This window comes from Microbacterium sp. (assembly GCF_017305435.1).
In the GTDB taxonomy this organism is placed as follows: domain Bacteria; phylum Actinomycetota; class Actinomycetes; order Actinomycetales; family Microbacteriaceae; genus Microbacterium.
Window position 1 is genome coordinate 397,796 of sequence record NZ_JAFKIP010000006.1, and the last position, 26,233, is coordinate 424,028.

Below are 26,233 nucleotides of genomic sequence, written 5' to 3' on the forward strand. Positions count from 1 at the left end.
TGATCGTTTATGATCGCTTCAGAGGAACTCGCTGAGGAGAGGGATGCCATGGACGGCTTTCGCGGACCGCTCGCCGTAGCCCTGCCCGCGGAGTGGATCACGCTGATCGCGCAGCCGGAAGACGCGTTGCCGCTGCCGCCGGCGTCCGATTCCAGCGTATGGGACGCGGTCGACGAGACGACCCTCGCCGCGATCGCCGCCGTCGCGGATGCCGAGCGCGGCACCCCCTGGCCGCAGCCGCTCGCGAGCGCGGCCGCTCGCGTCCACCGCGACGGCGACCGCGTCGCCTGGGAGCAGCCCGCGTTCGCTCGCACGCACCGACTCACCCGCGCCGCCGTCATGGTCGCCACGACACGGGAAGGTGCCGCGCGGGGGGATGCCTGGATCGACGAGGTCGTCGACGGCATCGTGCTGCTCTGCGAGCAGTCCTCATGGTGCTGGCCGGCGCACGACGACACGTGGGAGCGGCACGGTTCCGTCCTCGCCACCGTGACCGATCCCTTCCTGGACCTCGGCGCGGGCGAGGTCGTGGCGCAGCTCGCCTGGATCGATCAGCTCCTCGGCGCAGAGCTCGACGCCCGCTACCCCGGCGTGCGCTCCCGCATGCGCCACGAGGCACGCACCCGCGTATTCGCCCCGTTCCGCGCGCGGCGCGACTGGCATTGGATCGGCCTCGACGGCGACGTCCACAATTGGAACCCGTGGATCCACGGCAACGTCCTCGTCGCGGCGCTGCGACTGCTGGACGAGCCCGGGGATGCCGCCGTGCGCGCCGAGGTGATCGAGCTCGCCGTCGGGGGCCTCGACCGCTACGTCGCGGCGCTGCCCGACGACGGCGCGATCGACGAGGGGTACGAGTACTGGTGGAACGGTGCATGTCGTGCCCTCGAGGCGCTCGACGTGCTGGCACACGCGACAGCGGGGCGCGTGTCGCTGGGGGCGGCCGTCCCGGCCCTGCGGGCCACGGTCGCCTTCCCCCACCGCATGCACCTCGGCGCGGGCTGGTACCTCAATCTCGCCGACGGGCAGGCTCGACCCGTCGAGCACAAGCCCTGGCACGCTCTCTTCCGCGCGGCGATCCGCGCCGGCGACGACGACGCCCGTCGTCATGCGCTCGCGCAACGTGGTGCCGGCACACCGCTCGCGGACGCGTCGTCGGGTGCGGGGCGGACGCTGCTCGCCCTCGCGGATGCCCAGTGGCGAAGCGCGGCATCCGCCACTTCCCCCCTTCCGGCGTCGGTGTGGCTGCCGTCCGTCGAGGTGCTGCTCGCCCGCGGACGGGACGGCGACGCCGCGGGGCTGGCCCTCGCCGTCAAGGGCGGCCACAACGGCGAGCACCACAACCACAACGACGTGGGCTCGTTCGTGGTCGCGAGCGACGGCGTTCCCGTGCTGGTGGATGCCGGACGACCGACGTACACGAAGCAGACGTTCGGGCCGGGCCGCTACGACATCTGGACGATGCAGAGCGCGTGGCACAGCGTGCCGATGGTGGACGGCGCCGGACAGCCCGCGGGCGCACGGTTCCATGCCCGGCTGATCGAGGCGACGGATGCCGGAGTGACCCTCGACCTCGCCCCCGCCTACGCGACCGGGGCCCTCGACGCGCTCGTGCGCACGGCGCGGCTGGACCGTGCGACGGGTCACGTCGAGATCAGCGACACCTGGTCGGCGTCGGCACCCGTCGAGATCGTCGAGCATCTCATCGTCGCGGGCGACGTGGAGATCGTGCCCGCTCACCTCGGCGGCGGCGCGCGGATCCGGCCGCTGGAGGGCGGGTCCCCCGTACGGCTGCGCTGGCCGGCCGGGATCACGGCCGCGCTCGAGGTGCGCACAGTCGACGATCCGATGCTGACAGCGGTCTGGGGCGACCGACTCACCCGCATCCGACTCGACGTCGGTGCGCGCGACAGCTTCCACCTGACGGTAGAAAGAGACGACATGATCGCGGAGGACCCCGCATGACCGACCAGACCACGCCTGCTCTTCTGGGCGCCGAGCGCCGCGCGCACGTGCTCGCGGCCCTCGCCCGCGACGGCGTCGTGCGCATGGCGCAGCTCGCCGACGAACTCGATGTCGCGCCCGTGACCCTGCGGCGCGACTTCGCGCAGATGGAGAAGGAGGGCCTCCTCGTCCGGGTGCACGGCGGTGCCGTGCCGCCTGCGGGCGGCGTGCCTGCCGCCGCGGAGAACGCCCCCGCGCACACGACGGGATCGCTCGCCGTCCTCGTGCCGTCCTTGAACTACTACTGGCCCGGGGTCATCCGCGGCATGGAGACGGAAGCACGCCGCCGAGGCCTCACCCTCGTGCTGCGCGGGGCATCGTACGAGCTCCAGGACGAACGACCCGTTCTGGAACGCCTCGTCGACGAGCACGACGTGCGCGGCTTCGTCCTCGCGCCCAACACCGACACCCCGCACGCGCAGGACGTCGTGCAGTGGCTCGCCGATTCGGGGCTGCCGAGCGTCTTCGTCGAACGCGACGCCCTCGGCGGACCCGACCGCGCTCCGGTCGAGAGCGTCACGAGCGATCACGCGTTCGGCGCCGTCCTCGCGGCGCGGCACCTCGCCGCTCTCGGCCACCGCAAGGTGGGGCTGATCCTCTCGCGCGACTCCCCCACCGGCCGCAAGATCGTGCGCGGGTGGGAGGCGGCGTGCACGGAGCTCGAGCTCTCCCCGTCCGAGCACTTCGAGGAGTACTTCCCCGACCGCAACGGCCCGAACTTCACGGCGTCGGTGAACGCGGCGATCGACACGGCCCTCGCAAGCGGAGTGACGGGACTGCTCATCCATTCCGACCCGGAGGCGATGGCGTTCATCGACATCGCCCTCAACCGGGGCCTGTCGGTCCCGCGCGACCTCTCGGTCGTGGCCTACGACGACGAGGTCGCGGAGCTCTTCACCCCCGCGCTCACCGCCGTGAGCCCCCCGCGGGCCGCCGTCGGCGCGGCCGCCGTCGACCTCCTCGCCCGGCGATTGGAGGACCCGTCACGCCCCGTGCACCGCGCGATCCTCAGCCCGACGCTCGTCGTCCGCCAGTCCACGGCGCAGGTGCGCGCATGAGCGTCGACCGATTCCAGCACTCGCCCTGGTCGTTCTGGACGGAAGCGGATGCCGCCGCCCAGGTCGCGCAGCTCGAGGCCCAGGCATCCCTGCGCGCTGCCCACCCCGAGTGGCGGATCGGCGCGCACTGTTTCGTCTCGGACCTGGCGGCGATCGACGCCGACGTCCTCGACCTCGGTGACCGTTCCTACGTCGCCGCGGGCGCGTACCTCACGGGCACGCTGCGCATCGGTCGCGATGTGAGCGTCAATCCGTACACCGTGATCCGCGGTGACGTCGTGATCGGCGACGCCACCCGCATCGGGGCGCACACCTCGATCCTCGGGTTCAACCACACGATGGAGCCCGATGTCGAGGTGCGGCTTCAGCCCCTCACCTCCCGCGGCATCCGGATCGGCGACGATGTCTGGATCGGATCGCACGTCGTCGTGCTGGACGGCGTCACCGTCGGCTCCCGTGCGGTCCTGGCAGCGGGCGCGATCGTCACGAAGGACGTGCCGGCGGGCGCCGTCATCGGGGGGAATCCGGCGCGGGTGCTCAAATGGCGCGTCCCGCCCGTCGACCCGCTCCGGGACGCCGTCGCGACATTCGCGGACACCGCCCGACGCGAGGCGTCCGTCGTGCTGGAGCGGTCCTGGCAGCCCGACGCCGGACGATTCGCCGACCGCCCCGGCGCGGCGCCGACCCTGCGCGCGCAGTGCGACGCCGTCGAGATCGCGGACCTCCTTCTCGCCGAGACGCCGCCGCAGCGGGATGCCGCGTCGTGGCGCGAGCTCATCGACACGTGGCCCCTCGACGATGGCACCGACCCGTCCTACCGCGTGCTGTGCGCCGGGTACGCGCTGGACCTGCTCGGAGCATCGTTCTCCGAGCGGCCCGCGCTCCTCGCCTCCGCCGACCTCGTGACCGCGCTCGACGCACTGCCGTGGGCGACGGATGCCTGGGCTGCCGGGCACGAGGTCGACGCCTATGGCACGGCGCTGCTGTGGTGCCGCCGAGCCGGTGCGGCGGCACCGGCCGGATACGCCGAAACGCTGTTCGGCTGGCTCGTCACCCACACCGACCCCGTCTCCGGGGTCTGGGGTGAGCCCGCACCCGACACCGGGATGCTGCTGCCGGTGAACGGTTTCTACCGCGCGACGCGCGGGACGTTCGCACAGTTCGGCGTCCCGGTGCCGCACCCCGAGCGCGTCATCGACACCGTGCTCGCGCACGCGGGTGACGAGCGTTTCTTCGCCCCCGACCGCCGGAATGCCTGCAACGTTCTCGACGTCGCGCACCCGCTGTGGCTCACCCGTTCGACGGGCCACCGCACGACCGAGGTCGTCGCGCTCGGCCGCGACCTCCTCGCCGACGCGCTGACGCGGTGGGTGCCGCTCGCGGGGATCTCCTTCGGCCCCGACGACGAGCCGGGTCTGCAGGGCACCGAGATGTGGCTCGCGATCGTCTGGTACCTCGCCGATCTCGCGGGGCTCGCCGACGCGCTCGATTATCGACCGCGCGGCATCCACCGGCCGGAGAGCGTCGACTCGCTCGCGTGACGGGCCGTCGCGCGAGGCTCAGCCGAGCGCGGCGCGCCAGTCCGCGAGCAGCCGCGCGGTCGCCCGCGTCTGCGTCCACGGCATCTCGGGCGCTTCCGTGCGGCCGGCGCGCAGCGCCGCGACCGTCGCGTCCGCCTCGGCAGCCATGGGGCTCGTGATCGGGGCGGAGATGCGCTCCTCGCCGCCGTCCCGGCGGAGCACCGCCTCGCCCGTCGACGAGACACGACTCCCCCACACGTTCGGGATCTCGAGCTCGCCACGCGTGCCGCGGATCGTCGCTGCGCGCGGGAGCGCACGCGTGATCGACGTCGAGACGAGAGCCCGGATGCCGCCGAGGTCGAGCTCCGCTCGCGCGTCCTCGTCCACTCCGGTCTCGCCGATCATCCCCGCGGCGGAGGCGACCATCGCCGGCTGCCCGACGTCCAGACGCCCCGCCCACGCCGCGACGCCCACGGCGAGGGAGACGGGATAGCACCCCGCATCCAGGATCGCGCCGCCGGCGAGCGCCGGATCGAACAGGCGCCGGATGCCGCGGTCCGCCGCGAACCCGATGGATGTCTCGACCTCGGTGATCTCGCCGAGTGTGCCGCTCGCGACGAGGTCGCGCAGGAGATCGGGGAACGGCCCGAAGCGGTACTTGAACGCCTCGACCAGCGGGAGCGCCGCGGCGTCGGCCGCCGCCAGCACGCGTTCGGTCTCGACGACGTCGATGCCGAGCGGCTTCTCGCACAGCACGGCCTTGCCCGCCGCAAGCGCTGCGAGGGCGAGCTCCGCGTGCGTCGTGTGCACGGTGCCGATGTAGACGGCATCCACGTCCTCGCGCGCGAGGACGTCATCGTAGGAACCGACGGCGACGTCCGGGAACGCCTCCGCGAACCCGTCGGCGAAGCTCCGCGCGCGTGCCGCGTCGCGTGCGCCGACGGCGCGCAGCGTGCCGAGCGTCGCGTGCGGAAGGGCCCGCAGGAAGTCCCCGCTGATCTCGCCCGCGCCCAGAACCGCCCAGCCCGCCGTCGGCGTGTCACTCATCCCGCCACGCTAGCGCTCCTCGGGCGGGGGCGGTGACGCCCGTGCGGGCGGACACCGAAGCCTCGGCATCCGCCCGCACGGTCCCTGCGGTGCTCCCCTCCTCAGCTGAGCCGACGGCGGCGCCAGACCACGGCTGCGCCTGCCAGCAGGAGGAGCAGACCGGCGAGCACCCCGGAGACCACGCCGCCCGGGGATCCGCCCGTCGCGGCGAGGTTCGAGCCTCCCGCCGCCGGAACCGGCGTCGGTGTGGCCGTACCGGAGCCGGCGCCCGCTCCGTCGGCTGCGAGCACGGTGATGGGGGCGGATGCCACCACCTCGCCATCGACCTGCACCCGGATGGTGTGCGCGCCCGGCTCGAGGTCGGACGGGATGGTGACCACGGTGGAGAACGCACCATCGACGACGTCCGCGTCGGCGAGCGCGCGGTAGGTGCTGGCGACGCCGACCTCGACGCGCGGAGCGGTGAAGTCGGTGCCGGTCACGGTGAGCGTGCCGCCGGCACGCACCTCGGTCGCGCTGAGCGCGATCGAGGGATCGTTCTCGACCGGGCTCTGCGCGGCCGTGAACGTCCAGTTGTCCACCTCGAAGAGCGGACCGGTCACCGCGGCATCCGTCGACTCCGGCTGCGCGAACACGAAGAACACATCGTGTGTGCCCGTCGCGCCGTCGACAGCGGCGGTGACGGTGGTCCACTCGCCGGGCGTCCCGCTGACCGGCAGCGTGGCGACGACGGGACCATCGACATCGTCCAGACGCACCTGGACCGAAGCCCCCTCGACGAGCGGCTTCACGCGCGCCGACACCGACGTCGCACCGTCACCGAACGCCACGCTCGACAGCGCCGCGAAGTCGCCGTCATCGAGGCTCGAGAGCGCCATGTTCCCGTTGCCGTTGTGCTCCGGGAACTCGACCGACGGCTGGGTCGTCGGCGTCGTCTTGACGCCGAGCTGCCACGCGAGAGTCTCGGCCTCGAAGGTGCGATACGGATCGAAGTCCTCGATCTGGCTGACGCCCTTGCGCGTGCCGACCACGGGCTTGATCGTGCCGTCCGCGTTGAACTCGAGCTTGTCGATGTGCACCGACCGGTAGCCCTGCGTCTGTCCCGGTGTGCCGAGCGCCTGCGCCCACGCCGCCCCGCGCGTCTGCGCGTGGTAGGTGAAGTAGGTCTCGCCCTTGTAGGTGAACATGTCGGAGTGGTTGTTGCCGCCGTTGCCCGCTCCGAAGAACGTGCTCTGGTTCTGGAAGGCCACACCGGCATATGTCGAGGCCGGCAGGTTCATCGGGTCATCGGTCATCATGTACGCGATCGCTCCCGTCGGCGGGTAGAGGCCATCCTGCGGACGGACCTGGAAGTTCGACGAGTACGAGTAGTAGTACTTGCCGTCCCGCTTGAAGATCGACGACGCCTCGAACATGCCGGGGCCGTCGATCTCGACGGGGTCGCCGTCAAGGGTGACCATGTCGTCCTTCAGCTTCACGACGCGGGTCGACTTGGGGTTCTGCGGCCCCTGGACGTTGCTGCCCGAGCCGATCTGCGAGTTGCCCCCGAAGTACAGGTATCCCTGACCGTCGTCGTCGATGAACACCTCGGGGTCGAACAGCCACATTCCGGCCGGGAAACCGCCGCCGTTGATGTAGTCGCGCGACACCGTGTCGGGAATGATCTTCTTGCCCAGCGGGTCGGTCCAGGGCCCGAGCGGCGAGCCGCCCACGACCACGGCGGTGCCGGTGCCGTTGTCGCAGAAGTACAGGTAGACCTTGCCGTCCTTCTCGATCGCGGCGGGGGCCCAGGAGTTGCGCGACCACGGAGCAGCCGCGCCGGCACCGGCGACCGGCACGGAGCCGTGGTCGACCCAGTTGACCATGTCGGTCGTGGACATCACGTTCAGCGTGGTGATCGCGCCGTAGCCGTTCGACTGCGTCGGAAGCCCGTTGGCATCCTTGGAGTTCGCCTCGTACTGCTGCGTGTCGTTGGTCGAGTAGATGTACAGGCGGCCGTTGTACACGAGATGGTGCGGGTCGGCGCCGAACTTGTGCCCGACCAGCGGGTTGTGGTCACCGATCGGCTTCGTCTGCACCTTTTCCAGTGACGTGAAACCCGGGCCCGCCGGAGCGTCGGAGATCTTCACGAGCGAGAGCTCGTCGACCTGGAAGTCCTGCAGCGCGTTCGATCCCCAGGGCGTCTCGACGAACAGCCAGTCCATGCCGGGATGCCGCTGGTCGGCGACGAACTCCGCAGAGAACGAGCCCCACTGCCCCTTCGTGAAGTCCTGACCACGATCGTCGCAGCCGTTGAAGTTCGCGGGGCAGAAGGTGAAGTTGAACCGCTGCGTGTCGGCGCCCTCCGTGTATTTGAGCTTCGCGGTCAGGCGGTAGCCCGCCCCGGCCTCGAGCTTGCCGGTCACGCTGGCGAAGGGACCGGACTGCGAGTTCGCGCGCCCCGTGACCTTGAGTGCATTCGCGCCGCTCGCGGCATCCGCCGTCAGCGACAGCGTTCCGCCGCGCGGGGACTGCCAACCGGTGAACCCGTCGACGAAACGCCCGTCAGGCAGCAGATTGCCGGCGACGAGCGGCACCTCGGGAACCGTGGGCGTCGTCGGAGTCGTGCTCTGGACGGTCAGTGACGCATCATCGACGACGAACGACGCCACCGCCGTGTTCCACGGCGTCTCGATGAAGAGGTAGTCGTATGTGTCCACGGCGGGGGTGAAGGTCTTGGTGAGCGTGAGCCACTCTCCCGACACCGCCTGCCCGCCGACGACGACATCGCACGTGCTGCGAGAGGTCGTGCACAGCGTGACGTTGACGTTCTGCGTCGCCGGCTGGCCGGTGTACTTCACCGCGATCGACAGATCGTACGAGCGGTCGGTGGTCAGCTGACCCGTGACCGTCGCCGCGGGACCCGATTGGAAACCGGTTCGAGCCGAGATCTGGAGCGCGCCCGTGCCCGTGTGCGCATCCGAACTCGCGGCGAGCGTGCCGCCGAACGGTGCGCTCCACCCCGCGATGCCGTTCTCGAACGTGCCGTTGGTCAGCAGCTGGGTGGTCGCGGCTGTCGCCGGGACAGCCGACAGGGCGGACAGCACGAGCGCGCCCATGCCTGCCAGCGCGCCGACTCGGCTCAGTGCCTGCCTTCGCGAGGGGGTGGATGGTTCTTTGCGTTGACTCACGTCGATGACTCCTTCGATTGGGTACCTCGGTGCGCCCATCGGCAGGAGCCTCGACGTTCAGTGTGTCCACGCGTCGCGGGGTGTACACTTTCGCCGTTCCGGACCGAGGCGGCTTCGCCGCCCCTGCACAGTCAGGAACACTCCGACGGCTCCTCGGACGGTGGGTGTACATCACGTGCTGTGCGAGAGTGCGCCTGCATGCGCGCTCTCGCGACCCCGTCCGGGGAGTCGTCCGGTCTGTGCGAAGACGGTGGCGCTCGGGTGAGCGACACTGCCCCCGACATCCGTTCGGATGGAACGTTCGCGATGTTACCGGTACCATTAGGATGCGGCAACCCCGGCGTCACCCGGCTCAGACCGCGAGCGCCCGATCGAGGTCCGCGAGCAGGTCGTCCACGTCCTCGATTCCGACCGAAAGCCGTACCACCTCGACGGGTACGGCCGCCTCGGTCCCACGGACGGAGGCGTGCGTCATGGCGTCGGGGTAGTTGACGAGCGACTCGACGCCGCCGAGCGACTCGGCGAGCGTGAACAGTCGCGTCGACTCGGCGAAGCGCCGCGCGGCCTCGCCCGACTCGAGCGCGACCGAAACGATCCCCCCGAACGCCGACATCTGCCGGGCGGCGAGCTCGTGCCCGGGGTGCCCCGCGAGCCCCGGGTAATAGACGCGCGCGACGCGTTCATGCCCTTCGAGGAATGCGGCGACGGATGCCGCGTTCTCGCTGTGCCGCTGCATCCGGACGGCAAGCGTCTTGATGCCGCGGGTCGTGAGCCACGCGTCGAGCGGCCCCGAGACGGCACCCACGGCGTACTGGAGGAAGCCGATCTTCTCGGCGAGTGCGTCATCGTTCAGGACCAGCGCGCCCCCGACGACGTCAGAGTGCCCGCCGAGGTACTTCGTCGTGGAGTGCACGACGACATCGGCCCCGAGCGCAAGCGGTCGCTGCAGCGCCGGCGTCGCAAAGGTGTTGTCCACGACGACGAGCGCTCCCGCCTCCCGCCCGAGCCGAGTCAGGCCCGCGACATCGGTGATGCGCAGGAGCGGGTTCGAGGGGGTCTCGACCCAGAGGATCCGGGGCGGCCGCGCCGCGATGGCCGCGCGCACGGCATCCGCGTCGCTCATGTCCACGACGCGCAGGTTGACGCCCCAGGGGCCGAGCACCCGCGCGAGCAGGCGATACGTGCCCCCGTAGACGTCGCTGCCGAGCAGGACGTCATCGCCGGGCACCAGTGCGGCGCGCAGCAGCGCGTCCTCCGCGGCGAGCCCCGAGGCGAACGAGTACGCGTGCGCGCCGCCCTCGAGCGCCGCGAGCTGCTGCTGCAGGGCGGTGCGCGTCGGGTTGCCGCTGCGCCCGTACTCGTACCCCTGACGCAGACCGCCGATGCCGTCCTGGGCATATGTCGTGGAGAAATGGACCGGCGGGATGACCGCACCCGTCAGGGCGTCGGGCTCCTGACCGGCGTGGACGGCGAGGCTCGCGAAGCCGCGGGCGGCGGGAGTGGTCATGCGTGTGCTCCTTCGATGGGGGCGGTGAGGGTGTCGAGGTGGATGCCGCGGGCGTCGAGCCACGCGTCGTCGTACAGCTTCGTGAGGTAGCCCCGACCGTGGTCGGGCAGGACCACCACGACGACGGCGTCCGCCGGAAGGCCCCGCGCGGTGCGCAGCGCCGCGACGACCGCCATACCGCTCGAGCCGCCGACGAGGAGTCCCTCCTCGCGGGCGAGGCGGCGCGTCATCGCGAAGCTCTCGGCATCCGACACCCGTTCGTACCGGTCGACGACGGAGGCGTCGAACGTGTCGGGGAAGAAGTCCTCGCCCACGCCCTCGACGGCGTAGCCATGGACCGGTCCCCCCGAGTAGATCGAGCCTTCGGGGTCCGCGCCGACCACCGTGACCTCGCCGGCCGTCGCGCGTTTGAGGAAGCGTCCGGTGCCGCTGATCGTGCCACCGGTGCCGATCCCGGCGACGAAGTGCGTCACACGCCCGTCGGTGTCGCGCCAGATCTCGGGGCCGGTGGTCTCCTCGTGGGCGCGCGGACCGTTCGGGTTGGCGAACTGGTTCGGCTTGAACGCGCCGGGGATCTCACGCGCGAGCCGGTCCGACACGGAGTAGTACGAGTCGGGATGCTCGGGCGGCACGTGCGTGGGCACCTCGACGACCTCGGCGCCGTAGGCACGCAGCACGGCCGTCTTCTCACCGGTGAACTTGTCGGGAACGACGAAGATCATCCGGTAGCCGCGCTGGAGCGCGACGAGGGCGAGCCCGACGCCGGTGTTGCCGCTCGTCGGTTCGACGATCGTGCCGCCGGGGCGCAGCTTTCCGTCGCGCTCGGCGGCGTCGATGATCCGCGCGGCGATGCGGTCCTTCGCCGAGCCGCCCGGGTTCAGGTACTCGACCTTCGCGAGGACGGTGGCGTCGATGCCGGCGGTGACGCGGTCGAGGCGGACGAGCGGGGTGTTTCCGACGAGGTCGGCGATGTGCGATGCATAGCGCATGAGAGGTCCTGAGGGTGGAGCCGCGGGCGCCGGCGCGAAGAGGCGGGCGCCGCAGAACTGCGGCGGGCTGTCGGGGTCGTCGAAAGGAGCCGGGAACGGCTCAGCGACAACAGCGACAGGTCAAGGACACACCCCCACGCTAACCCGACAGGGGGGGATGCCACGAAGTGTTACGGCGGCGGCGTCACAATCGCACACCCGCCCGTACGCTGAGCGGGTGAGTACGAACGACGACTGGGGCGGGTTCGGCTTCGACACCCGGCAGGTGCACGCGGGCGAGGCCCCCGAGAGCACGCACGGCGCACGAATCACCCCGATCTACCTGAGCGCCGCGTACCTGTTCGACGACTTCGCCGAGGCGGAGGCGCGGTTCACCGGCGCCGACGAAGGCCAGCTCTACTCGCGCAACGCAAACCCGACGCATCACGTCGCCGAGCGCCGTCTCGCCTCCCTCGAGCGCGGCTCAGGAGCGATCGTCGTCGGCTCCGGGCAGGCCGCGATCACGGGGCTGCTGCTCGGCCTCGCGGGCAGCGGCGAACGCCTCGTCTCGACGGCGAGCATCTACAGCGGCACGCGCATCCTCTTCGATCGCACGTTCGCCCGCCTCGGCGTCGGCGTCGACTACGTCCGCGATCCCGAGAACCGGGACGAATGGGATCGGGCCATCACGCCCGAGACGAAGGCGATCTTGGTCGAGACGATCCCGAACCCGAAGAACGACCTGGTCGACGTCGTCGCCGTGGCGGAGGTCGCGCGCGCTCACGGCATCCCGCTCATCGTCGACAACACCGTCGCGACTCCCTACCTCATCCGCCCGCTGGAGCTCGGCGCGGACGTCGTCGTGCACTCGTCGACGAAGTTCCTCACCGGTCACGGCGCTGCACTGTCGGGCGCGATCGTCGACGGCGGCTCGTTCGACTGGTCGGCTTCGTCGCGCAGCTACCCCGGGATCACTGCTCCGCCCGCACCCGGCGCACCGTCGTTCGCCGAGAAGTACGGGCGGCGCGCCCTCGAGGCCTATCTGCGCTTCGGCATCGTGAACGACCTCGGCGCGGCGCTCTCCCCCGTGCACTCGTTCCTGCTGCAGCAGGGCATGGAGACCCTGTCGCTGCGGATGGCTCGACACCTGCAGAACGCCGACGAGATCGCCCGCTGGCTCGCCGGCCACCCCGCCGTCGAGAGCGTCGACTACGCGGGGCTCGAGACCAGCCCGTACCACCGCATCGCGACGGCACGCTTCGGCGGCCACGCGGGGTCGGTGTTCGCGTTCACGGTGCGCGGTGGACGCGAAGGCGCGCAGCGCTTCTTCGACGCCCTGCGCGTCTTCAGCCGGATGACGAACATCGGAGACGTGCGTTCGATGGCGCTCCACCCCGCGACGACGACGCACGTGTCGTTCTCCGCCGACGAGCGCGCGCGGCTCGGCATCTCGGACGGGCTCATCCGCCTCTCGATCGGCATCGAGACGGCGTCGGACCTCATCGCCGATCTCGAGCAGGCACTGCGCACGGCATCCCCGCACTGATCCCACGTCGCCTCGGATGCACAAGCGCGGCAGATCGACCGCCGGGGCGCTCCCCGCCGGACACGGCGTCCGGCGTTGCGTTCGTGAAGGTGACCGGCGCCCGCGCTGCGCAGTAGCGTGAGAGCACGTCGATCGGAGGACCGGATGACCCGTAGCGATGCCGACCTGCAGCAGATGGCGCGTGACCACCTGTGGATGCACTTCGCCCGCCAGTCAGTGATGACCGAGGGCCCCGGGGTCCCGATCATCGTGAAGGGGCAGGGTCACCACATCTGGGACAGCCGCGGGCGCAAGTACATCGACGGGCTCGCCGGCCTGTTCGTCGTGAACGCCGGCCACGGTCGCGCGCGTCTCGCGCAGGCCGCCGCGAAGCAGGCCGAGGAGCTAGCATTCTTCCCGATCTGGTCGTACGCGCACCCCGCCGCGATCGAGCTCGCTGACCGCATCGCGAATCTCGCACCCGGCGACCTCGATCACGTCTTCTTCTCCACCGGCGGCGGCGAAGCGGTCGAGACCGCGTTCAAGCTCGCGAAGCACTACTTCAAGCTCACCGGCAAGCCGACCAAGCACAAGGTGATCTCTCGGGCCATCGCGTACCACGGCACCCCGCAGGGCGCCCTTGCGATCACGGGCCTGCCGGGGATGAAGGCGATGTTCGAGCCGATCACGCCGGGCGGTTTCCGGGTGCCGAACACGAACTACTACCGCTCCGCCGAGATGGGCTTCGCGGGGTCCACGGAGGAGGAGTTCGGCGTCTGGGCCGCGGACCGCATCGAGGAGATGATCCTCTTCGAAGGCCCCGACACCGTCGCCGCCGTCTTCCTCGAGCCGGTGCAGAACTCGGGGGGCTGCTTCCCGCCGCCGCCCGGGTACTTCCAGCGCGTGCGCGAGATCTGCGACCGTCACGACGTGCTGCTCGTCTCGGACGAGGTCATCTGCGCCTTCGGCCGCCTCGGCACCTACTTCGGGGCGGATGCCTACGGCTACCAGCCCGACATGATCACCTTCGCGAAGGCCGTGACGAGCGGCTACTCGCCGCTCGGCGGAACGATCGTCAGCGACCGCGTGTACGAGCCGTTCAGCCGCGGCGACGCGTCGTTCCCGCACGGCTACACGTTCGGCGGTCACCCCGTGTCGGCCGCCGTCGCGATGGAGAACCTCGACATCTTCGAGGAGGAGCAGCTGCTCCAGAACGTGCGGGAGAACTCCCCCGTCTTCCGCCGGACGCTCGAGAAGCTCACGGACCTGCCCATCGTGGGCGACGTGCGCGGCGACGGCTACTTCTTCGGCATCGAGCTCGTGAAGGACAAGGCCACGAAGACGACCTTCGACGACGCCGAATCGGAGCGGCTGCTGCGCGGGTTCCTCTCCGGCGCGCTCTTCGAGGCCGGCCTCTACTGCCGCGCCGACGATCGGGGCGACCCCGTCATCCAGCTCGCGCCGCCGCTCACGATCGGCCCGAACGAGTTCGACGAGATCGAGCAGATCCTGCGAAGCGTGCTGACGGAGGCCTGGACGCGGCTGTAGACGGCGCCGTCACAGTATGACGGGCGGCGCGGTGAGCGCACCTCTGCTCACGGCGCAGGAGGCCGTGCGACGAGCACCTCGCCCTTCCCGTCGACCTGGATGGCGCCGTCGGCCGCGGAAACGAGGAGAGTCGAGCCGATCGGGGTATGCGACCCCGACAGGGTCACCGATCCCTCCGTCACGACGACGATCGCGAACCCCTCCCCGAGGAGATCGGGTCCGTGAACGGGCACCCGTTCGAGCCGGAAGTACCGGTCGGCCTCCGCGGGGAACACCGAGCCCCGCGCGGGTGCGGTGCGCACCAGCTCCGCGATCCCATCGGTCGAGCGGGCGCGGCGGTTGACCGCCTCGAGCGCGAGATCGAACCCGAGACCGAGGTGACCGTCGGCCGCACCGTCGAGGGCGAACCCCTCCCACTCCAGCAGGATCGAGAGGTCCTCCGGCTGCTGCAGCTCGAGCAGCAGCACCCCGGCGCCGATGGCGTGCAGCTCGCCGGGCGGCACCCAGACGACGTCCCCCGGTGCAACCTCGATCTCGTGCAGCAGATCGAGCAGCCCCGCCGTGTCCTGGCGCTCGACGAGTTCGCGCAGCTCCCCGGCATCCACGTCGGCCGTCAGCCCCACGTGGACCGTCCCGCCGGCGAGGATGTACCAGGCTTCCGCCTTTCCGTGCGCGAGCCCCAGATGCGCCGCAGCGAAATCATCGTGCGGATGCGCATGCACCGGCAGCCGCTGCCCGGCATCGAGCAGTTTGACGAGAAGGCGCACGTCCGCGCCCCACCGCCGCACGTGGTCCGCGCCGAGCCAGGCGACCGGGTCGGCGGCGACGGCGGCGCGCAGCAGCGCACCGCCGGGGAGACGCGTGAGGCCCGTCTCGGTCTCCCCGGCGACCGTGGTGGTGGATCCGACCCAGTCCTCGGGTTCGCGTTCGGGGGTCGAGGCCTCGCCGCGGAACGCGGCGAGGCGTGCACCGCCTCGGTAGAAACGGTCCGCAGGACGGTTCGAGCTCAGGAGGATGGGCATGTCTCTCCGCTACGAGTGGGCGAGTGGGCGAGTGGGGCGAGGAAACCACCGACGAAGCTGTCGCCGAGGCCGATGGTGGTGGGGCTGTCCGTTTCGACGACGAAGGCGGCAGCGCCCACCGCGTCGGGGCGCGCTGCCTCGATGGCGGAGACGATGCGCGCGCCGCTCTCATGGCGATGGAGGGCCGCCGTCTCATCCAGGTCATCCGGACCGAACACGTCGCCCAGTCGGTAACGTGTCGCGGAGACGCGGACGGCGCTCTCCAGCGATCCGCGATGACGCGTCGCGTGGGACCCGACGGCGATGGACCAGAACCGGGTATGCACGACGAGCGCCGGCGCGGGGATGATGCGGTGAGCCTCCGTCAGCGCCCCCGTGACGTCGGCGGGATCGAGCAGGTTCACCGACCGGCCGACGTACTCCTGCAGCTCGTCCTCGTTCATGCCGTACACGTCGATGCGCGGCAGCAGCCGGTCGCGGGCGATCGCCGCGAACTCGCGGTGGTAGAAGCCGGCGTCCTCGTAGTACACGACGGCGTCGGCGGGCAGGGATGCCATCGCCGACCCGAGGTCGCGCAGGCGGCGCTCGAGCAACGCGGCATCCTGCATCGTATTGAACCCCGAGATCAGGAACGCGCGCGCATCTGCGAGCAGGTCGCCGAGCTCCGCCGCGAGCGCCATCTCGCGGTTGGGGGGATCGTTGGCGAAGATCAGCCGGTTCGCCGCGGGCGAGATGACATCGCCGTCGACGAGCCGAACGATCGTCCCGACCGGGTACTGGACGATGAGGTGCGGGTCGAGGGTGTCCTCCGTCGCCGAGCAGATCCAGGAGATCTCGGGCGGCATCAGCCGCCGCACGTTGTCGTCGATGCTCACGAGGTGCTGCGCGCTCGGGATCCCGACGTTCGCCAGGGCGAGACCGGCGCGCACGCCGGTCCCGCCGAGGGTGATGGTCTTCTCGAAACGGTTCGCGAACCGTTCGACGATGTCGGATGAGGCGACGAACCTCTCACCGCCGGCCCCCGAGGCGAGGAACGCGAGGACGGTCACCACGAGCGCCCGCTCGTCGGTGATCTCGACCTGCGTCGTGAGCTCGTGCCGACGGATGCCGAGGTCGCGCGCGAGCGCGCCGATCACCTCGGCATCCCATCGGATCTCGTAATCGACCGTGCCGCCGAGTCCCAGCACGAGCTGAGCGCTCATCGCCGACCGCCTTCCGTCAGAACCGGGTCAGTACAGCGCCGCCTTGCCGGCCGCGCCGAACAGGTCGATCTTCTCAGCGGCCGTGATCTTGAGCGCCGCGATCGGCTCGGGCTGGATGGCGTTGGGCTCACGCAGACGCTCGTCGGTGCCGAGGATCTCGCGCATCCGGTTGTGATAGCTGACCTTGATGTCGCTGGAGATGTTGATCTTGTTGATGCCGAGCGACACGGCGCGCGCGAGCTCCGCGTCGGGGTTGCTCGAGCCGCCGTGCAGGACGAGGGGGATGCCGACGGCCGCCTTGATCTGCTCGAGCAGGTCGTGACGCAGCTCGGGGTTCTTGTCGGCCGGGTACAGGCCGTGCGACGTGCCGATCGCGATCGCGAGGCTGTCGACGCCGGTCTCCTCGACGAAGCGCACCGCGTCATCCACGTTCGTGTAGATGATCTCCGCCGCACCCGATTCGCCGTAGCTGTCGTTCGCGCCGATCGTGCCGAGCTCGCCCTCGACCTGGATGCCGACCGCGTGAGCGGCATCCACGACCTTCTTCGTCAGTGCGACGTTCTCGTCGAAGGGCAGCAGCGATGCGTCGATCATCACCGACGTGAAGCCCGACTGGATCGCGGTGATGATCTGCTCGTACGTGCCGCCGTGGTCCCAGTGGATCGCGACGGGCACCGGCGAGCGGTGGGCGCGCGCGTGCATCGCGGCGATGAGGTCGGTCGTGATGTGCGAGACCTCGTCGGGGTGGATCGCGATGATGACCGGAGCGTTCTTCTCCTCGCTGATGTCCATGACGCCGAGGAACATGGCCCAGTCGCTGATGTTGAAGGCCGGAATGGCGAAGTTGTTCTGATTGGCGACGTCGAGGATGGACTTGCCGGTGTACAGCACCACGGTGGATTCTCCTGTTTTCGGTGGGTGGGTCTGGATGGGAGGGGTCAGCTCTTCACCGAGCCGGCCGTCAGACCGCTGATGAAGAACCGCTGGAAGAAGAGGAAGAGGATCAGCACGGGGATGGACCCGAGGACGCTCATCGCCATGATCTGGTTCCACTCGTACGAGTGCTGACCCATGAGCAGCTGGATGCCGATGGGCACCGTGCGCATGTCGATCGTGCGGGTGAGGGTCAGCGCGAAGAGGTACTCGTTCCACGCGATCATGAACGTGTAGATGCCGACCGACACGATGCCGGGCACCGAGATCGGCACGAGCACCCGCCAGAGGGCCGTCATGGAGCCGGCGCCGTCGACGCGGACCGCCTCGTCGAGCTCCTTCGGGAGCGTGTTGAAGTAGCCGGTCATCATGATGATCGCGTAGGGCAGCGTGAACACCATGTAGGTGAGGATCAGGCCCGGGTAGGTGTTGTACAGGCCGAGCGCGACCACGAGGCCGAAGTACGGGATCAGCAGCGTGATCGGCGGCACGGCCTGCACGCTCACGATGATCACGTTCAGGACGCGCTTGCCCCGGAAGTCGAAGCGGCTGAACGCGTAGGCCGCCTGGATCGCCACCAGCAGCGTCAGGATCGTGACGGCACCCGCCACGATGTAGCTGTTGATGAAGAAGCGCACCGTCTCCGGGTTCGTGAAGATCGCGACGTACGCGTCGAACGAGAAGCTGTCGGTGATCAGCCGCGGCGGCAACTCGAAGATCTCGGTGTTCGACTTGAACGAGTTGGAGAGCATCCACACCACGGGGCCGGCCGCGAAGACCGCTCCCAGGACGAGCCCGATGACGACGCCGACACGCGCGGAGCGCCGACGGTTCTGCACGGAAAGAGCCATCTCAGTCCCTCGCCTTCTGATGACGCACGTAGAACACGGCCAGGACCATCGACATGAGCAGCACGAGCACCGCGGACGTCGCCGCGAGCGAGAAGTCGTACTTCGCGAAGGCGAGCTTGTAGGTGAAGGTGCTCAGCACCTCGGTGACGTTGATCGGCCCGCCGCCCGTCGTCATCCAGATGAGCGCGAACTGCTGCGACGTCCAGATGAGATCGAGGAGGACGAGGCTGACGATGATGGGGCGCAGCTGGGGCACCGTCACGTTCCAGAACCGCTGCACGCTGCCGGCCCCGTCGACCGTCGCCGCCTCGTAGAGATCGCTGGGGATGCCTTGGAGTCCGGCCAGCAGGCTGACCATGAAGAACGGGTAGCCCGCCCAGATGTTGATGAACGTGACGGTCCCGAGGGCGAGCTGCGGGGACGCCAACCACTCGATGTTCGAGTTGAGCAGGAAGTTGATCACGCCGTTGGGGGCGAGCAGCATGCGCCACAGCACGGCGATCACCGCGACGGTGAACAGCCAGGGCAGCACATACAGGCCGCGGAAGATCGCCCGCGGGACGGCGCCGATGAGCGGGCTGTTCAGCATGAGGGCGAACCCGAGGCCGAGGATCAGGTGGGCGACGACACTCACGACGGTGAAGACCACCGTGTTGGACGTGGCGTTCCAGAACCCTGGATTGGTCAGGATCGCGATGTAGTTGTCGACGCCGACGAATGTCGACGACTTCTTGAGGATGGCGTTGTCCTGGAACGAGTAGCCGATCACCATCACGATCGGCACGATCATCAGGACGAAAAGGAGGATGAGGGTCGGTGAGAGGAACGCGTAGGACTCGGCCGTGCGGCGCAACTGGCGGCGGCGCTTCGACGGCGCGACACCGGTGACGAGCACCTCCGTGTCGAGCGTGACGGGCGATTTGAGTGTCATGGGACTGCGGGGCTCCTTGGCTTCCCGGTGGTGCCCGGGTGCCGCACCGCTCGGCGCGGCACCCGGGAGTCGGTGGGTCGGATCAGAATTCGACTTCCCACGAGGCCTGCGCCTTGGTCAGCGCATCGTCCATCGATTGCTGGCCGTCGAGCGCCGACTGGAGCTGCTCGCCGAGCTGACGCATCAGGTCCTCGGCGACGGGAAGTCCGGTGAACTCGTTGGCCGGGTAGCCGGCCTTGTAGATCTCGAACGCCTTCTCGAAGAGCTCGTCGCTGTCGGAGAAGTCCGGGGTCGAGGCGGTGTTCCCCGGGAAGGCCTTCGCCATGGTGGAGAGCTCCGAGTTGACCTTCTCGCTCATCAGGAACTGCACGAGTTTGAAGGCGGCATCCTTGTGCGCCGAGTTCTCCGCGACCCCGATGCCCCAGGAGGCATAGGGGATGCCCCGCTCACCGGTGTACCCGTCCTCGGCGGGAATGGCCGAGATCGAGAACTTCAGGTCGGGGTTGGACTCGCGGATGAGGTTGATGTGCGCGAGCGAGTCGATCATCATGCCGACGCGGCCGTTCGTGAACTCCTCGACCTTGTCCTGCTCCTTCATGGTGAACGATCCCGGAGCGATCACGCCGTCGTTCCAGAGGCCCTGGATGTAGTCCGTGGCGGAGGCCACGTCCTTGTTGGTGAGGTCGGGATTGCCGTCCTTCAGCATCGAGCCGCCGGACGCCCAGACCCAGGACATGACGTCGTTCTGCACGCCGTTGGGGGCTTCGAGCGAAAGCGGCAGGACCCAGCCGGACACGTCGCCGCCGAGGGCCTTGACCTTCTTGGCCGCGTCGGCGAACTCCGTCCGCGTCGACGGCGGCGCGCTGACTCCCGCCTTCGCGAGGAGGTCGTCATTGGTGAACATCGGGTACACGAAGTTGACGACGGGGATCATGTAGGTGCTGCCGTCGACCTGGATCTGGCTCGCCAGCTGGCTGTCGTCATAGCCGGCATCCTTCATCAGGTCGGTGAGGTTCGCGATCACGCCCTGAGAGGCGAAGTCGTTGACCCACGCGCCATCGAGCCCGACGACGTCCGGCATGGTGCCCGAGGCCGCTCCGGCGAACAGCTGCTCCTTGGTGGACGCGTACGGGCCGCTCACCAGGTTGACGGTGATCCCGGGGTTCTCCTCTTCGAACGTGTCGATGAGGGCACGGAACTGACCATCGGGCAGCTCGGGCTCCCACCATTGCGCGAACTCGATCGTCACGTCTCCGCCGGCATCGCCGGACGACCCGCCCGTCGATCCGCCGGAGCACCCGGTCACCACCAGCAGCGCTGCGGCGGCGGTCGCTGCGCCGACGAGTGCACGGGCCCTGCGGACCCCTCGACCTGCTCTGGTCATCATTTCTCCTCTTTGAGTTCAGGGCCGCTCGCAGATGTGCAGATTCGTGCGGCTTTGAGCACAATTTTGCATGTATCTGCCGTGTAGTCAAGGCTTCGTTACACTTTCGTGCTCTTGGATGCCGTTATCTGCTGTTTTAGGCTCCGAAACGGCACAGATGTGTGCTAGATATGTGGCATGAGCTCTTCAGAGTCGATGCGAAACCGGCGACTGCCGGCGGGGCGAAAGGCCGATCTGGCGGCGCACGTCGCTGAACGCGGTCAGGTGACCGTGACCGATCTCGCCGAGCATTTCGGAGTGTCGATCGACACCGTACGACGCGATCTCGACCAGCTGCACCGCGAGGGCGCGCTCATACGCACCCACGGCGGCGCCGTCAGCACGGTCGAAGGCGGGATGCGTGACAAGGGCATCGACGTCCGCCTGCAGGTGCAGGTCGACGAGAAGGAGAAGATCGCTCGGCTCGCGGCCGAGATGGTCGACGACGGCGCCGTGATCATGCTGAACGCGGGCACCACCACACTCGCGGTCGCTCGCGCTCTGCGCGGTCATCGCGACCTCACGATCGCCACCAACAATCTGCGCATCCCCGCGGAGGTCTCCCCCTCGGCCTTCCGCGATCTGTACGTCTTCGGCGGCGCGGTGCGAACCATCACGCAGGCGACCACCGGCCCCGTCACCTTCACGATGACCGCCGGGGGCCGCGAAGTCGACATCCGCTGCGACCTCGCCCTCGTCGCCGTGGGAGCCGTGGACGCATCGGGCTATTCGACGAGCAACCTCGGCGACGCGACGATGATGGCCGAGATGATCCAGCGTGCGGAGCGCACCGCGATCCTTGCGGACTCGAGCAAGCTCGGCCGGCGCCTGTTCGCGCAGGTCGCGCCGCTGGATGAAGCCGACTATCTGATCACGGATGCGCCTCCGCCGCCGGATCTCGCCGCGGCTCTCGCAGAGGCCGACGTGACGGTCACGACGCCCTGACCGATGGTCGCAGCGGCGCGCGACGAATGCGGTGTTCGCGCCCCCGGCATCCCGACTTACAATCTCTTCCGTGGGAACCATCTATTACGGCGGGTCGGCGACCCCGATCCACATCGAGGACCGTGCGCTTGCGCATCTCAAGGTCGTGATCGCGACGAAGCTGCGCCGCAGCGAGAGCTTCACCGTGTCGTGGCGTCATCTGGATGACGAGCCCCGCGGGCGCAGCACGATCTGGCTGCATCCGTCGATCCCGCTGCGCTTCGTGTTCGACGATCCGGAACCGTCCGAGCTCAGCCGCGAGTGGATCGAGGAGCTCGCGCAGTCCGCGAACTCCTCGGGAGGGATCACCCTGGTGGCCGAACACATCGAGGACGAGGGCGAGCCCGACGACGCCCCGCAGACCGTCGAGGTCGCCCCGTAAAGGCGCTCAGCCGGTCAGGACCTCGCCGGTGTGCGCACCTTCGGGCTCGGGCACCACGTACAGCCCCGCCGTCGAGTTGGCGGCGTGCGTCAGGGCTTCGAGCCACGCGCGGTTGAGCGACGGCTGGCGGCTCCCGCTGTACTTGTAGACGAGGGAGGCGTTCGGGTGCAACCACACCGTGGTGCGCCCGTCGCCGAGGCTCGCGTCGTTGCGCCACGTGAACGGGAAGGGTTCGCCGCGGCGCAGCTTCTGGGTGATGACGACCTGGAGGTGCGCCAGCAGCCGGTCGTCGAAATCGACCTTGACGCTACCGTCGTAATTGAACCTGCCCACGCCTCCTACCGTAACGCCTCGGCGCGACGAGTGATCTCGTCGTAGGCGAGCTCGGCCCCGCCGACCGGCGCCGACAGCGCGATCGGCGCGTCGACGACGGCCATCACGCCCCCGCCGCCGAGCAGCAAGGAGCAGAGCGTGGGGTTGCCGTCGTGGATGCTCGGGAACTCCACGATGTCACTGCCGCCCCGATCGCGCAGCACGCGCGCGTACGAGAGCACGGCGTCAGCGATGTCGTCGGTGGTCAGGATGCGATGACCCTCGATCAGGATGTCTTTCATGGCTACGCCTCGCGATGTCGATGTCGGTCCGTGGCATCCAGACAAGCGGATGCCGCGGCGGCGGCGCAGGGGCTTGACAGACGTGATCGCGCCTGTCAAGCCCTGCCATGGACACCCGATCGGGAGGACGATAGACGCATGACACTTGCGATCATCCTCCTCGTCGTCGCCATCGTCCTGATCCTCCTCGGCGTCTTCGTCGAGGCGGCGAAGTTCCTCCTGTGGATCGGGCTGGTGATCCTCATCATCGCGATCATCGCGTGGCTTCTGAGGGTCGTGAAGCGCAACGCCTGACGTCGGCGCCTGACGTCGGCGAGCTCGCCGAGGCCGGGGTCAGGCGCGGCGGTACTGGCCGACCATCGGGCAGTCGAACGGGTCGCGCGCGGCCAGCCCGACGCGATTGAGGTAGTCGATCACGATCGCGTAGGAGCGCAGGAGGCTCGTCTCGGTATAGGGCACGCCGTGCGTCTCGCAGAATTCGCGCACGACCGTCCGGGCGCGCGACAGGTGCGGGCGCGCCATGCTCGGGAACAGGTGGTGCTCCACCTGGTAGTTGAGCCCGCCCATCAGCCACGTCGCCCACCAGCCGCCACGGATGTTGCGAGAGGTGCGTACCTGCTTGGTGAAGAAGTCGAGGCGTGCTCCCTCGGCGATGACGGGCATGCCCTTGTGGTTCGGCGCGAACGACGCGCCCATGTACACGCCGAAGACGGCGAGCTGGACGCCCATGAACGCGAACGCCATGCCGAGCGGCAGCAGCAGGAAGACCGGCACGAGCACGAGGGCGATGCGGGCGGCGATCAGACCGAGCTCGATCCCGCGGCCGCGCACCGGCTCCCGGGAGAGCAGGTGACGGATGCCGAGGACGTGGAGGTTCAGTCCTTCCAGCGTCAACAGCGGGAAGAACAGCCACCCCTGACGCCGCGTGATCATCCGGCGGATGCCCCGCGCCTGTGCTGCATCCTCCTCGAGGAACGAGATCGTGTCGACCTCGATGTCGGGATCCTTGCCGACGCGGTTCGGGTTGGCATGGTGGCGGGAGTGCTTCGAGTCCCACCACGAGTAGCTGATGCCCACGGCACCCGCCGCCAGCACGCGGGCGAGTCGGTCGTTCGCGGGGCCCGACCCGAGGATCTGACGGTGCGCGGCCTCGTGCGCGAGGAACGCGACCTGCGTGAACACGATGCCGAGGGCCGCCGCGATCAGGAGCTGGAACCAGCTGTCTCCGAGCAGGATGAAGCCCGCCACGCATCCCCCGAAAGCGAGTGCCAGTGCCGCGCCGACGACGGCGTAGAAGACCGGAGCGCGCTGCAGGAGCCCGAGCTCCTTCACGACCTGCGAGACCTGGGTGTACGCACGGGCGACCGGCGGGAAGGTCTCGCTGGTCGCGTACGTGCGACGCACGGGTCCGAGTGTCGACGGCGGTGAGACGGTTGCGCTCATGCGGCGGCTCCTGGCGGGTGACGGGTCGGAGCGACCCGATCGGGGAAGCCACAGGCGGATGCCGATCGCTGAGGCCGACACTACGCTGAGACGCATGCCCCGATGGGCATGTCCCGGCAGACTCGGAGAACCTTCACATGACTCTCGCGCTTGCGATCGATCTCGGCGGCACCAAGGTGGAAGCCGCCCTCGTCGACGAGGACGGTTCCCTGATCGAGGGGTCCCGCCACCGCGCGCCGACCGGTGCGGCCGCGGCATCCGACGTCACCGTCCTGGCCGACGCACTCGAGGCCGTGATCGCCGCCTGCCGCACGCATCCGCGCTGGGGTGAGGTCGCGGCTGCCGGAATCGGATCGGCGGGACCCGTCGACATCTCGGCCGGCACGATCGCACCGATCAACCTGCCCGCCGCGCACGGCTTCGACATCGTCTCGGCGGTGCGGGCGGCCAGCGGGCTGGATGCCGCGCACCTGCGCCTCGACGGCACCTGCATCGCGCTCGCCGAGGCGTGGCTGGGTGCAGCGCGCGGTGTCCGCAACGCGATCATCTTCGTCGTCTCGACGGGGGTCGGCGGCGGCATCGTCTCGGACGGCCGGCTCGTCGCCGGCGGCTCGGGCAACGCCGGCCACCTCGGCCAGCTGGTCGTCGCCGACCTCGACGGCGACGCCGCGGCATCCACCGTCGAAGAGCGGGCCTCGGGCCCGCACATCGTCGCCTGGGCCCGGGCGCAGGGCTGGAGCGGCACGACCGGCGAGGAGCTCGCCGCCGCCTATCGGGCGGGCGATGAGATCGCGGTCGCCGCGGTCGCCCGCTCCGCACACGCGATCGGCGTCGGCCTGTCGAACGCGGCGACACTCCTCGATCTCGAACTCGCGGTCGTCGGCGGCGGGTTCTCCTTCGTCGCCGACGACTACACGGACCTCATCGCGGCGGGAGTGCGCGCGGCATCCGTCAACGCCTACGCGGCCCGGCTCCGCGTCGAGCGCGCCGCCCTCGGCGGCGATGCACCGCTCATCGGCGCCGCCGCGCTCGTGCACCGCGCCGACCTCCTCTGAGACGCGTCACCGGTCGGGCCAATCCGAATCAGGCGTCGAGACGAACCACCTCCAGACGCGGCAGACCGTCGCGTCATGAACGGGAGGTCCCCATGCGCACATCACCGAACCGCCTCGCCGGAACGATCTTCGGCGCGGTCTACGTCCTCGTCGGCCTGCTCGGCTTCGCCGTCACGTCGGGAGTCGGATTCGTCGCGACCGAAGGAGGCCTGCTTCTCGGGATCTTCGCGGTCAACCCACTGCACAACATCGCCCACCTCCTGATCGGCGCGGCTCTGCTCATCGCCGGGATCGCCGGTGTCCGACCGGCGAAGGCCGTCAACACGACGGTGGGGGCGGCATACCTGCTGCTCGGCATCGCCGGGTTCTTCCTCGTCGGCACGCCGGCGAACATCCTGGCCCTGAACGTGCCCGACCACTTCCTGCACCTCGGTTCGGCCATCGTGCTGCTCGCGATCGGTCTCGGCGCAGAGCGCGCCGAGCAGCCGCGGCGGGCCGTCGCGTGAGTGCGGCCGCGGGGGCGGTCGCGGCGGAGCGGTCTGCGTCCTGGCGCCGCTCCTGGCTCGCCCCCGCGGCGTGGGGCGCAGGGCTCATCCTCGCGGGAATGGGCGCCGCGAGCATCGTCACCGGCGCTCTCGACGCGCGGATCGCGGGGTTCGCCGGGGTGAGCCTCGGCGTCGCGGCGCTGATCTGGGGCGGAGCGTGCCTCGCCCGCGGACGCATCGTCGCGCCGCGCATCGCGATCGCCGGCATGATCGCCGCCCTCGTCGACCTCGGCGCTCTTCTCGCGACGACCGGAGGGCGCGCGAGCGTCGTCGCTGCGGCATCCGCGGGAGCGCTGCTGCTGGCCTGCGCCGCACTGAGCGGCGTCGAGAGTCGCCGCCGCGCCGCCCCTTCTCCGGTGCGCATCGTCCCGCTCCTCCTCGCGGCGACGCTCGTCGCCGCCCTCGGGACCCCCGCGCTCGGCGCGGTTCAGGATGCCGCGACGCTCCGCAGCGACGGAACGGTGCCGGTCATCGACCCGCACCACGGCCACTGACGCCGCG

Annotated in this window: 24 protein-coding genes; 11 read left to right on the forward strand and 13 right to left on the reverse strand. The window is 69.8% G+C overall.

The genetic code is table 11. The annotated features are described in order from the left end of the window. Positions 1 to 9: 9 nt before the first annotated feature. The 3 genes from J0I43_RS12605 to J0I43_RS12615 are packed head-to-tail and all read left to right on the forward strand — an operon-like array spanning position 10 to position 4,603. The gene (locus tag J0I43_RS12605; RefSeq protein ID WP_292864278.1) at positions 10 to 1,965 is read left to right on the forward strand and encodes a heparinase II/III family protein; all 1,956 of its coding nucleotides are present in this window, start codon (positions 10 to 12) and stop codon (positions 1,963 to 1,965) included. After that, the gene (locus J0I43_RS12610) at positions 1,962 to 3,062 is read left to right on the forward strand and encodes a substrate-binding domain-containing protein (RefSeq protein ID WP_292864280.1); all 1,101 of its coding nucleotides are present in this window, start codon (positions 1,962 to 1,964) and stop codon (positions 3,060 to 3,062) included. The genes J0I43_RS12605 and J0I43_RS12610 overlap by 4 nt, the downstream gene beginning before the upstream one ends. Continuing rightward, a complete protein-coding gene (locus tag J0I43_RS12615; protein ID WP_292864283.1) occupies positions 3,059 to 4,603 on the forward strand; it encodes a DapH/DapD/GlmU-related protein in 1,545 nt (514 codons plus the stop codon). The genes J0I43_RS12610 and J0I43_RS12615 overlap by 4 nt, the downstream gene beginning before the upstream one ends. Positions 4,604 to 4,621: 18 nt before the next feature. Here J0I43_RS12615 and J0I43_RS12620 read toward each other — a convergent pair whose 3' ends face one another. The 4 genes from J0I43_RS12620 to J0I43_RS12635 form a co-directional block, all read right to left on the reverse strand. After that, positions 4,622 to 5,629: a Gfo/Idh/MocA family oxidoreductase gene (locus J0I43_RS12620; protein ID WP_292864284.1), complete on the reverse strand. Its 1,008-nt coding sequence runs from the start codon at positions 5,627 to 5,629 to the stop codon at positions 4,622 to 4,624. A 101-nt stretch (positions 5,630 to 5,730) separates the two neighbouring features. Beyond that, entirely contained in the window at positions 5,731 to 8,799 is a 3,069-nt protein-coding gene (locus J0I43_RS12625; protein WP_292864285.1) for a family 43 glycosylhydrolase, read from the reverse strand. A gap of 352 nt (positions 8,800 to 9,151) precedes the next feature. Beyond that, positions 9,152 to 10,306: a cystathionine gamma-synthase gene (locus tag J0I43_RS12630; RefSeq protein WP_292864286.1), complete on the reverse strand. Its 1,155-nt coding sequence runs from the start codon at positions 10,304 to 10,306 to the stop codon at positions 9,152 to 9,154. Next, positions 10,303 to 11,295, reverse strand: a complete 993-nt coding sequence (locus J0I43_RS12635) for a PLP-dependent cysteine synthase family protein (protein ID WP_292864289.1) — start codon at positions 11,293 to 11,295, stop codon at positions 10,303 to 10,305. Before J0I43_RS12635 ends, J0I43_RS12630 begins: the two co-directional genes overlap by 4 nt. Positions 11,296 to 11,512: 217 nt before the next feature. On the opposite strand from J0I43_RS12635, the gene J0I43_RS12640 reads away from it, so the two are divergent. Next, a complete protein-coding gene (locus tag J0I43_RS12640) occupies positions 11,513 to 12,820 on the forward strand; it encodes an O-acetylhomoserine aminocarboxypropyltransferase/cysteine synthase family protein (protein ID WP_292864292.1) in 1,308 nt (435 codons plus the stop codon). Positions 12,821 to 12,964: 144 nt separating this feature from the next. Further along, entirely contained in the window at positions 12,965 to 14,347 is a 1,383-nt protein-coding gene (locus tag J0I43_RS12645) for an aspartate aminotransferase family protein (protein WP_292864295.1), read from the forward strand. A 47-nt stretch (positions 14,348 to 14,394) separates the two neighbouring features. Here J0I43_RS12645 and J0I43_RS12650 read toward each other — a convergent pair whose 3' ends face one another. From J0I43_RS12650 to J0I43_RS12675, 6 genes are all read right to left on the reverse strand, one after another. After that, positions 14,395 to 15,369: a carbohydrate kinase gene (locus J0I43_RS12650; protein WP_292864298.1), complete on the reverse strand. Its 975-nt coding sequence runs from the start codon at positions 15,367 to 15,369 to the stop codon at positions 14,395 to 14,397. Beyond that, on the reverse strand, positions 15,354 to 16,571 hold the full coding sequence (locus J0I43_RS12655; protein WP_292864301.1) for an ADP-dependent glucokinase/phosphofructokinase: 1,218 nt from the start codon (positions 16,569 to 16,571) through the stop codon (positions 15,354 to 15,356). Before J0I43_RS12655 ends, J0I43_RS12650 begins: the two co-directional genes overlap by 16 nt. A 27-nt stretch (positions 16,572 to 16,598) precedes the next feature. Next, the gene (locus tag J0I43_RS12660) at positions 16,599 to 17,465 is read right to left on the reverse strand and encodes a ketose-bisphosphate aldolase (RefSeq protein ID WP_292864304.1); all 867 of its coding nucleotides are present in this window, start codon (positions 17,463 to 17,465) and stop codon (positions 16,599 to 16,601) included. Between the two features lie 44 nt (positions 17,466 to 17,509). Further along, positions 17,510 to 18,355 (reverse strand): carbohydrate ABC transporter permease, encoded by an 846-nt coding sequence (locus J0I43_RS12665; protein ID WP_292864307.1) that lies wholly within the window; start codon positions 18,353 to 18,355, stop codon positions 17,510 to 17,512. Between the two features lies 1 nt (position 18,356). Next, complete coding sequence (locus tag J0I43_RS12670; RefSeq protein WP_292864310.1) at positions 18,357 to 19,286, reverse strand: carbohydrate ABC transporter permease; 930 nt, start codon at positions 19,284 to 19,286, stop codon at positions 18,357 to 18,359. An 82-nt stretch (positions 19,287 to 19,368) separates the two neighbouring features. Continuing rightward, entirely contained in the window at positions 19,369 to 20,670 is a 1,302-nt protein-coding gene (locus tag J0I43_RS12675; protein WP_292864313.1) for a sugar ABC transporter substrate-binding protein, read from the reverse strand. 177 nt (positions 20,671 to 20,847) lie between these two features. On the opposite strand from J0I43_RS12675, the gene J0I43_RS12680 reads away from it, so the two are divergent. Beyond that, on the forward strand, positions 20,848 to 21,654 hold the full coding sequence (locus J0I43_RS12680; protein ID WP_292864316.1) for a DeoR/GlpR family DNA-binding transcription regulator: 807 nt from the start codon (positions 20,848 to 20,850) through the stop codon (positions 21,652 to 21,654). A gap of 70 nt (positions 21,655 to 21,724) precedes the next feature. Next, a complete protein-coding gene (locus J0I43_RS12685; RefSeq protein WP_292864319.1) occupies positions 21,725 to 22,075 on the forward strand; it encodes a hypothetical protein in 351 nt (116 codons plus the stop codon). 6 nt (positions 22,076 to 22,081) lie between these two features. On the opposite strand, the gene J0I43_RS12690 is transcribed toward J0I43_RS12685, so the two are convergent. Together J0I43_RS12690 and J0I43_RS12695 are read right to left on the reverse strand one after the other, a co-directional pair. Then, positions 22,082 to 22,408, reverse strand: a complete 327-nt coding sequence (locus J0I43_RS12690) for an ATP-dependent DNA ligase (protein WP_292864322.1) — start codon at positions 22,406 to 22,408, stop codon at positions 22,082 to 22,084. 5 nt (positions 22,409 to 22,413) lie between these two features. Then, entirely contained in the window at positions 22,414 to 22,689 is a 276-nt protein-coding gene (locus tag J0I43_RS12695; protein ID WP_292864325.1) for a hypothetical protein, read from the reverse strand. 138 nt (positions 22,690 to 22,827) lie between these two features. Between J0I43_RS12695 and J0I43_RS12700 the strand changes: the two genes are divergently transcribed. Beyond that, complete coding sequence (locus tag J0I43_RS12700; RefSeq protein WP_292864328.1) at positions 22,828 to 22,983, forward strand: hypothetical protein; 156 nt, start codon at positions 22,828 to 22,830, stop codon at positions 22,981 to 22,983. Positions 22,984 to 23,022: 39 nt separating this feature from the next. On the opposite strand, the gene J0I43_RS12705 is transcribed toward J0I43_RS12700, so the two are convergent. After that, positions 23,023 to 24,132, reverse strand: coding sequence for an acyl-CoA desaturase (locus J0I43_RS12705; protein ID WP_292864331.1), 1,110 nt, complete (start codon positions 24,130 to 24,132; stop codon positions 23,023 to 23,025). A gap of 137 nt (positions 24,133 to 24,269) precedes the next feature. On the opposite strand from J0I43_RS12705, the gene J0I43_RS12710 reads away from it, so the two are divergent. From J0I43_RS12710 to J0I43_RS12720, 3 genes are all read left to right on the forward strand, one after another. Further along, entirely contained in the window at positions 24,270 to 25,187 is a 918-nt protein-coding gene (locus tag J0I43_RS12710; RefSeq protein ID WP_292864334.1) for an ROK family protein, read from the forward strand. 92 nt (positions 25,188 to 25,279) lie between these two features. Continuing rightward, a complete protein-coding gene (locus J0I43_RS12715; protein ID WP_292864337.1) occupies positions 25,280 to 25,693 on the forward strand; it encodes a DUF4383 domain-containing protein in 414 nt (137 codons plus the stop codon). Then, on the forward strand, positions 25,690 to 26,226 hold the full coding sequence (locus J0I43_RS12720) for a hypothetical protein (RefSeq protein WP_292864340.1): 537 nt from the start codon (positions 25,690 to 25,692) through the stop codon (positions 26,224 to 26,226). The genes J0I43_RS12715 and J0I43_RS12720 overlap by 4 nt, the downstream gene beginning before the upstream one ends. Positions 26,227 to 26,233 lie beyond the last annotated feature (7 nt).

Excerpts from the sequence above, each read along its gene's own strand:
- J0I43_RS12605 (WP_292864278.1), top strand. The coding sequence starts at position 10 with ATGATCGCTTCAGAGGAACTCGCTGAGGAGAGGGATGCCATGGACGGC.
- J0I43_RS12610 (WP_292864280.1), top strand. The coding sequence starts at position 1,962 with ATGACCGACCAGACCACGCCTGCTCTTCTGGGCGCCGAGCGCCGCGCG.
- J0I43_RS12615 (WP_292864283.1), top strand. The coding sequence starts at position 3,059 with ATGAGCGTCGACCGATTCCAGCACTCGCCCTGGTCGTTCTGGACGGAA.
- J0I43_RS12620 (WP_292864284.1), bottom strand. The coding sequence starts at position 5,629 with ATGAGTGACACGCCGACGGCGGGCTGGGCGGTTCTGGGCGCGGGCGAG.
- J0I43_RS12630 (WP_292864286.1), bottom strand. The coding sequence starts at position 10,306 with ATGACCACTCCCGCCGCCCGCGGCTTCGCGAGCCTCGCCGTCCACGCC.
- J0I43_RS12635 (WP_292864289.1), bottom strand. The coding sequence starts at position 11,295 with ATGCGCTATGCATCGCACATCGCCGACCTCGTCGGAAACACCCCGCTC.
- J0I43_RS12645 (WP_292864295.1), top strand. The coding sequence starts at position 12,965 with ATGACCCGTAGCGATGCCGACCTGCAGCAGATGGCGCGTGACCACCTG.
- J0I43_RS12650 (WP_292864298.1), bottom strand. The coding sequence starts at position 15,369 with ATGCCCATCCTCCTGAGCTCGAACCGTCCTGCGGACCGTTTCTACCGA.
- J0I43_RS12655 (WP_292864301.1), bottom strand. The coding sequence starts at position 16,571 with ATGAGCGCTCAGCTCGTGCTGGGACTCGGCGGCACGGTCGATTACGAG.
- J0I43_RS12665 (WP_292864307.1), bottom strand. The coding sequence starts at position 18,355 with ATGGCTCTTTCCGTGCAGAACCGTCGGCGCTCCGCGCGTGTCGGCGTC.
- J0I43_RS12670 (WP_292864310.1), bottom strand. The coding sequence starts at position 19,286 with ATGACACTCAAATCGCCCGTCACGCTCGACACGGAGGTGCTCGTCACC.
- J0I43_RS12675 (WP_292864313.1), bottom strand. The coding sequence starts at position 20,670 with ATGACCAGAGCAGGTCGAGGGGTCCGCAGGGCCCGTGCACTCGTCGGC.
- J0I43_RS12680 (WP_292864316.1), top strand. The coding sequence starts at position 20,848 with ATGAGCTCTTCAGAGTCGATGCGAAACCGGCGACTGCCGGCGGGGCGA.
- J0I43_RS12695 (WP_292864325.1), bottom strand. The coding sequence starts at position 22,689 with ATGAAAGACATCCTGATCGAGGGTCATCGCATCCTGACCACCGACGAC.
- J0I43_RS12700 (WP_292864328.1), top strand. The coding sequence starts at position 22,828 with ATGACACTTGCGATCATCCTCCTCGTCGTCGCCATCGTCCTGATCCTC.
- J0I43_RS12705 (WP_292864331.1), bottom strand. The coding sequence starts at position 24,132 with ATGAGCGCAACCGTCTCACCGCCGTCGACACTCGGACCCGTGCGTCGC.
- J0I43_RS12710 (WP_292864334.1), top strand. The coding sequence starts at position 24,270 with ATGACTCTCGCGCTTGCGATCGATCTCGGCGGCACCAAGGTGGAAGCC.
- J0I43_RS12715 (WP_292864337.1), top strand. The coding sequence starts at position 25,280 with ATGCGCACATCACCGAACCGCCTCGCCGGAACGATCTTCGGCGCGGTC.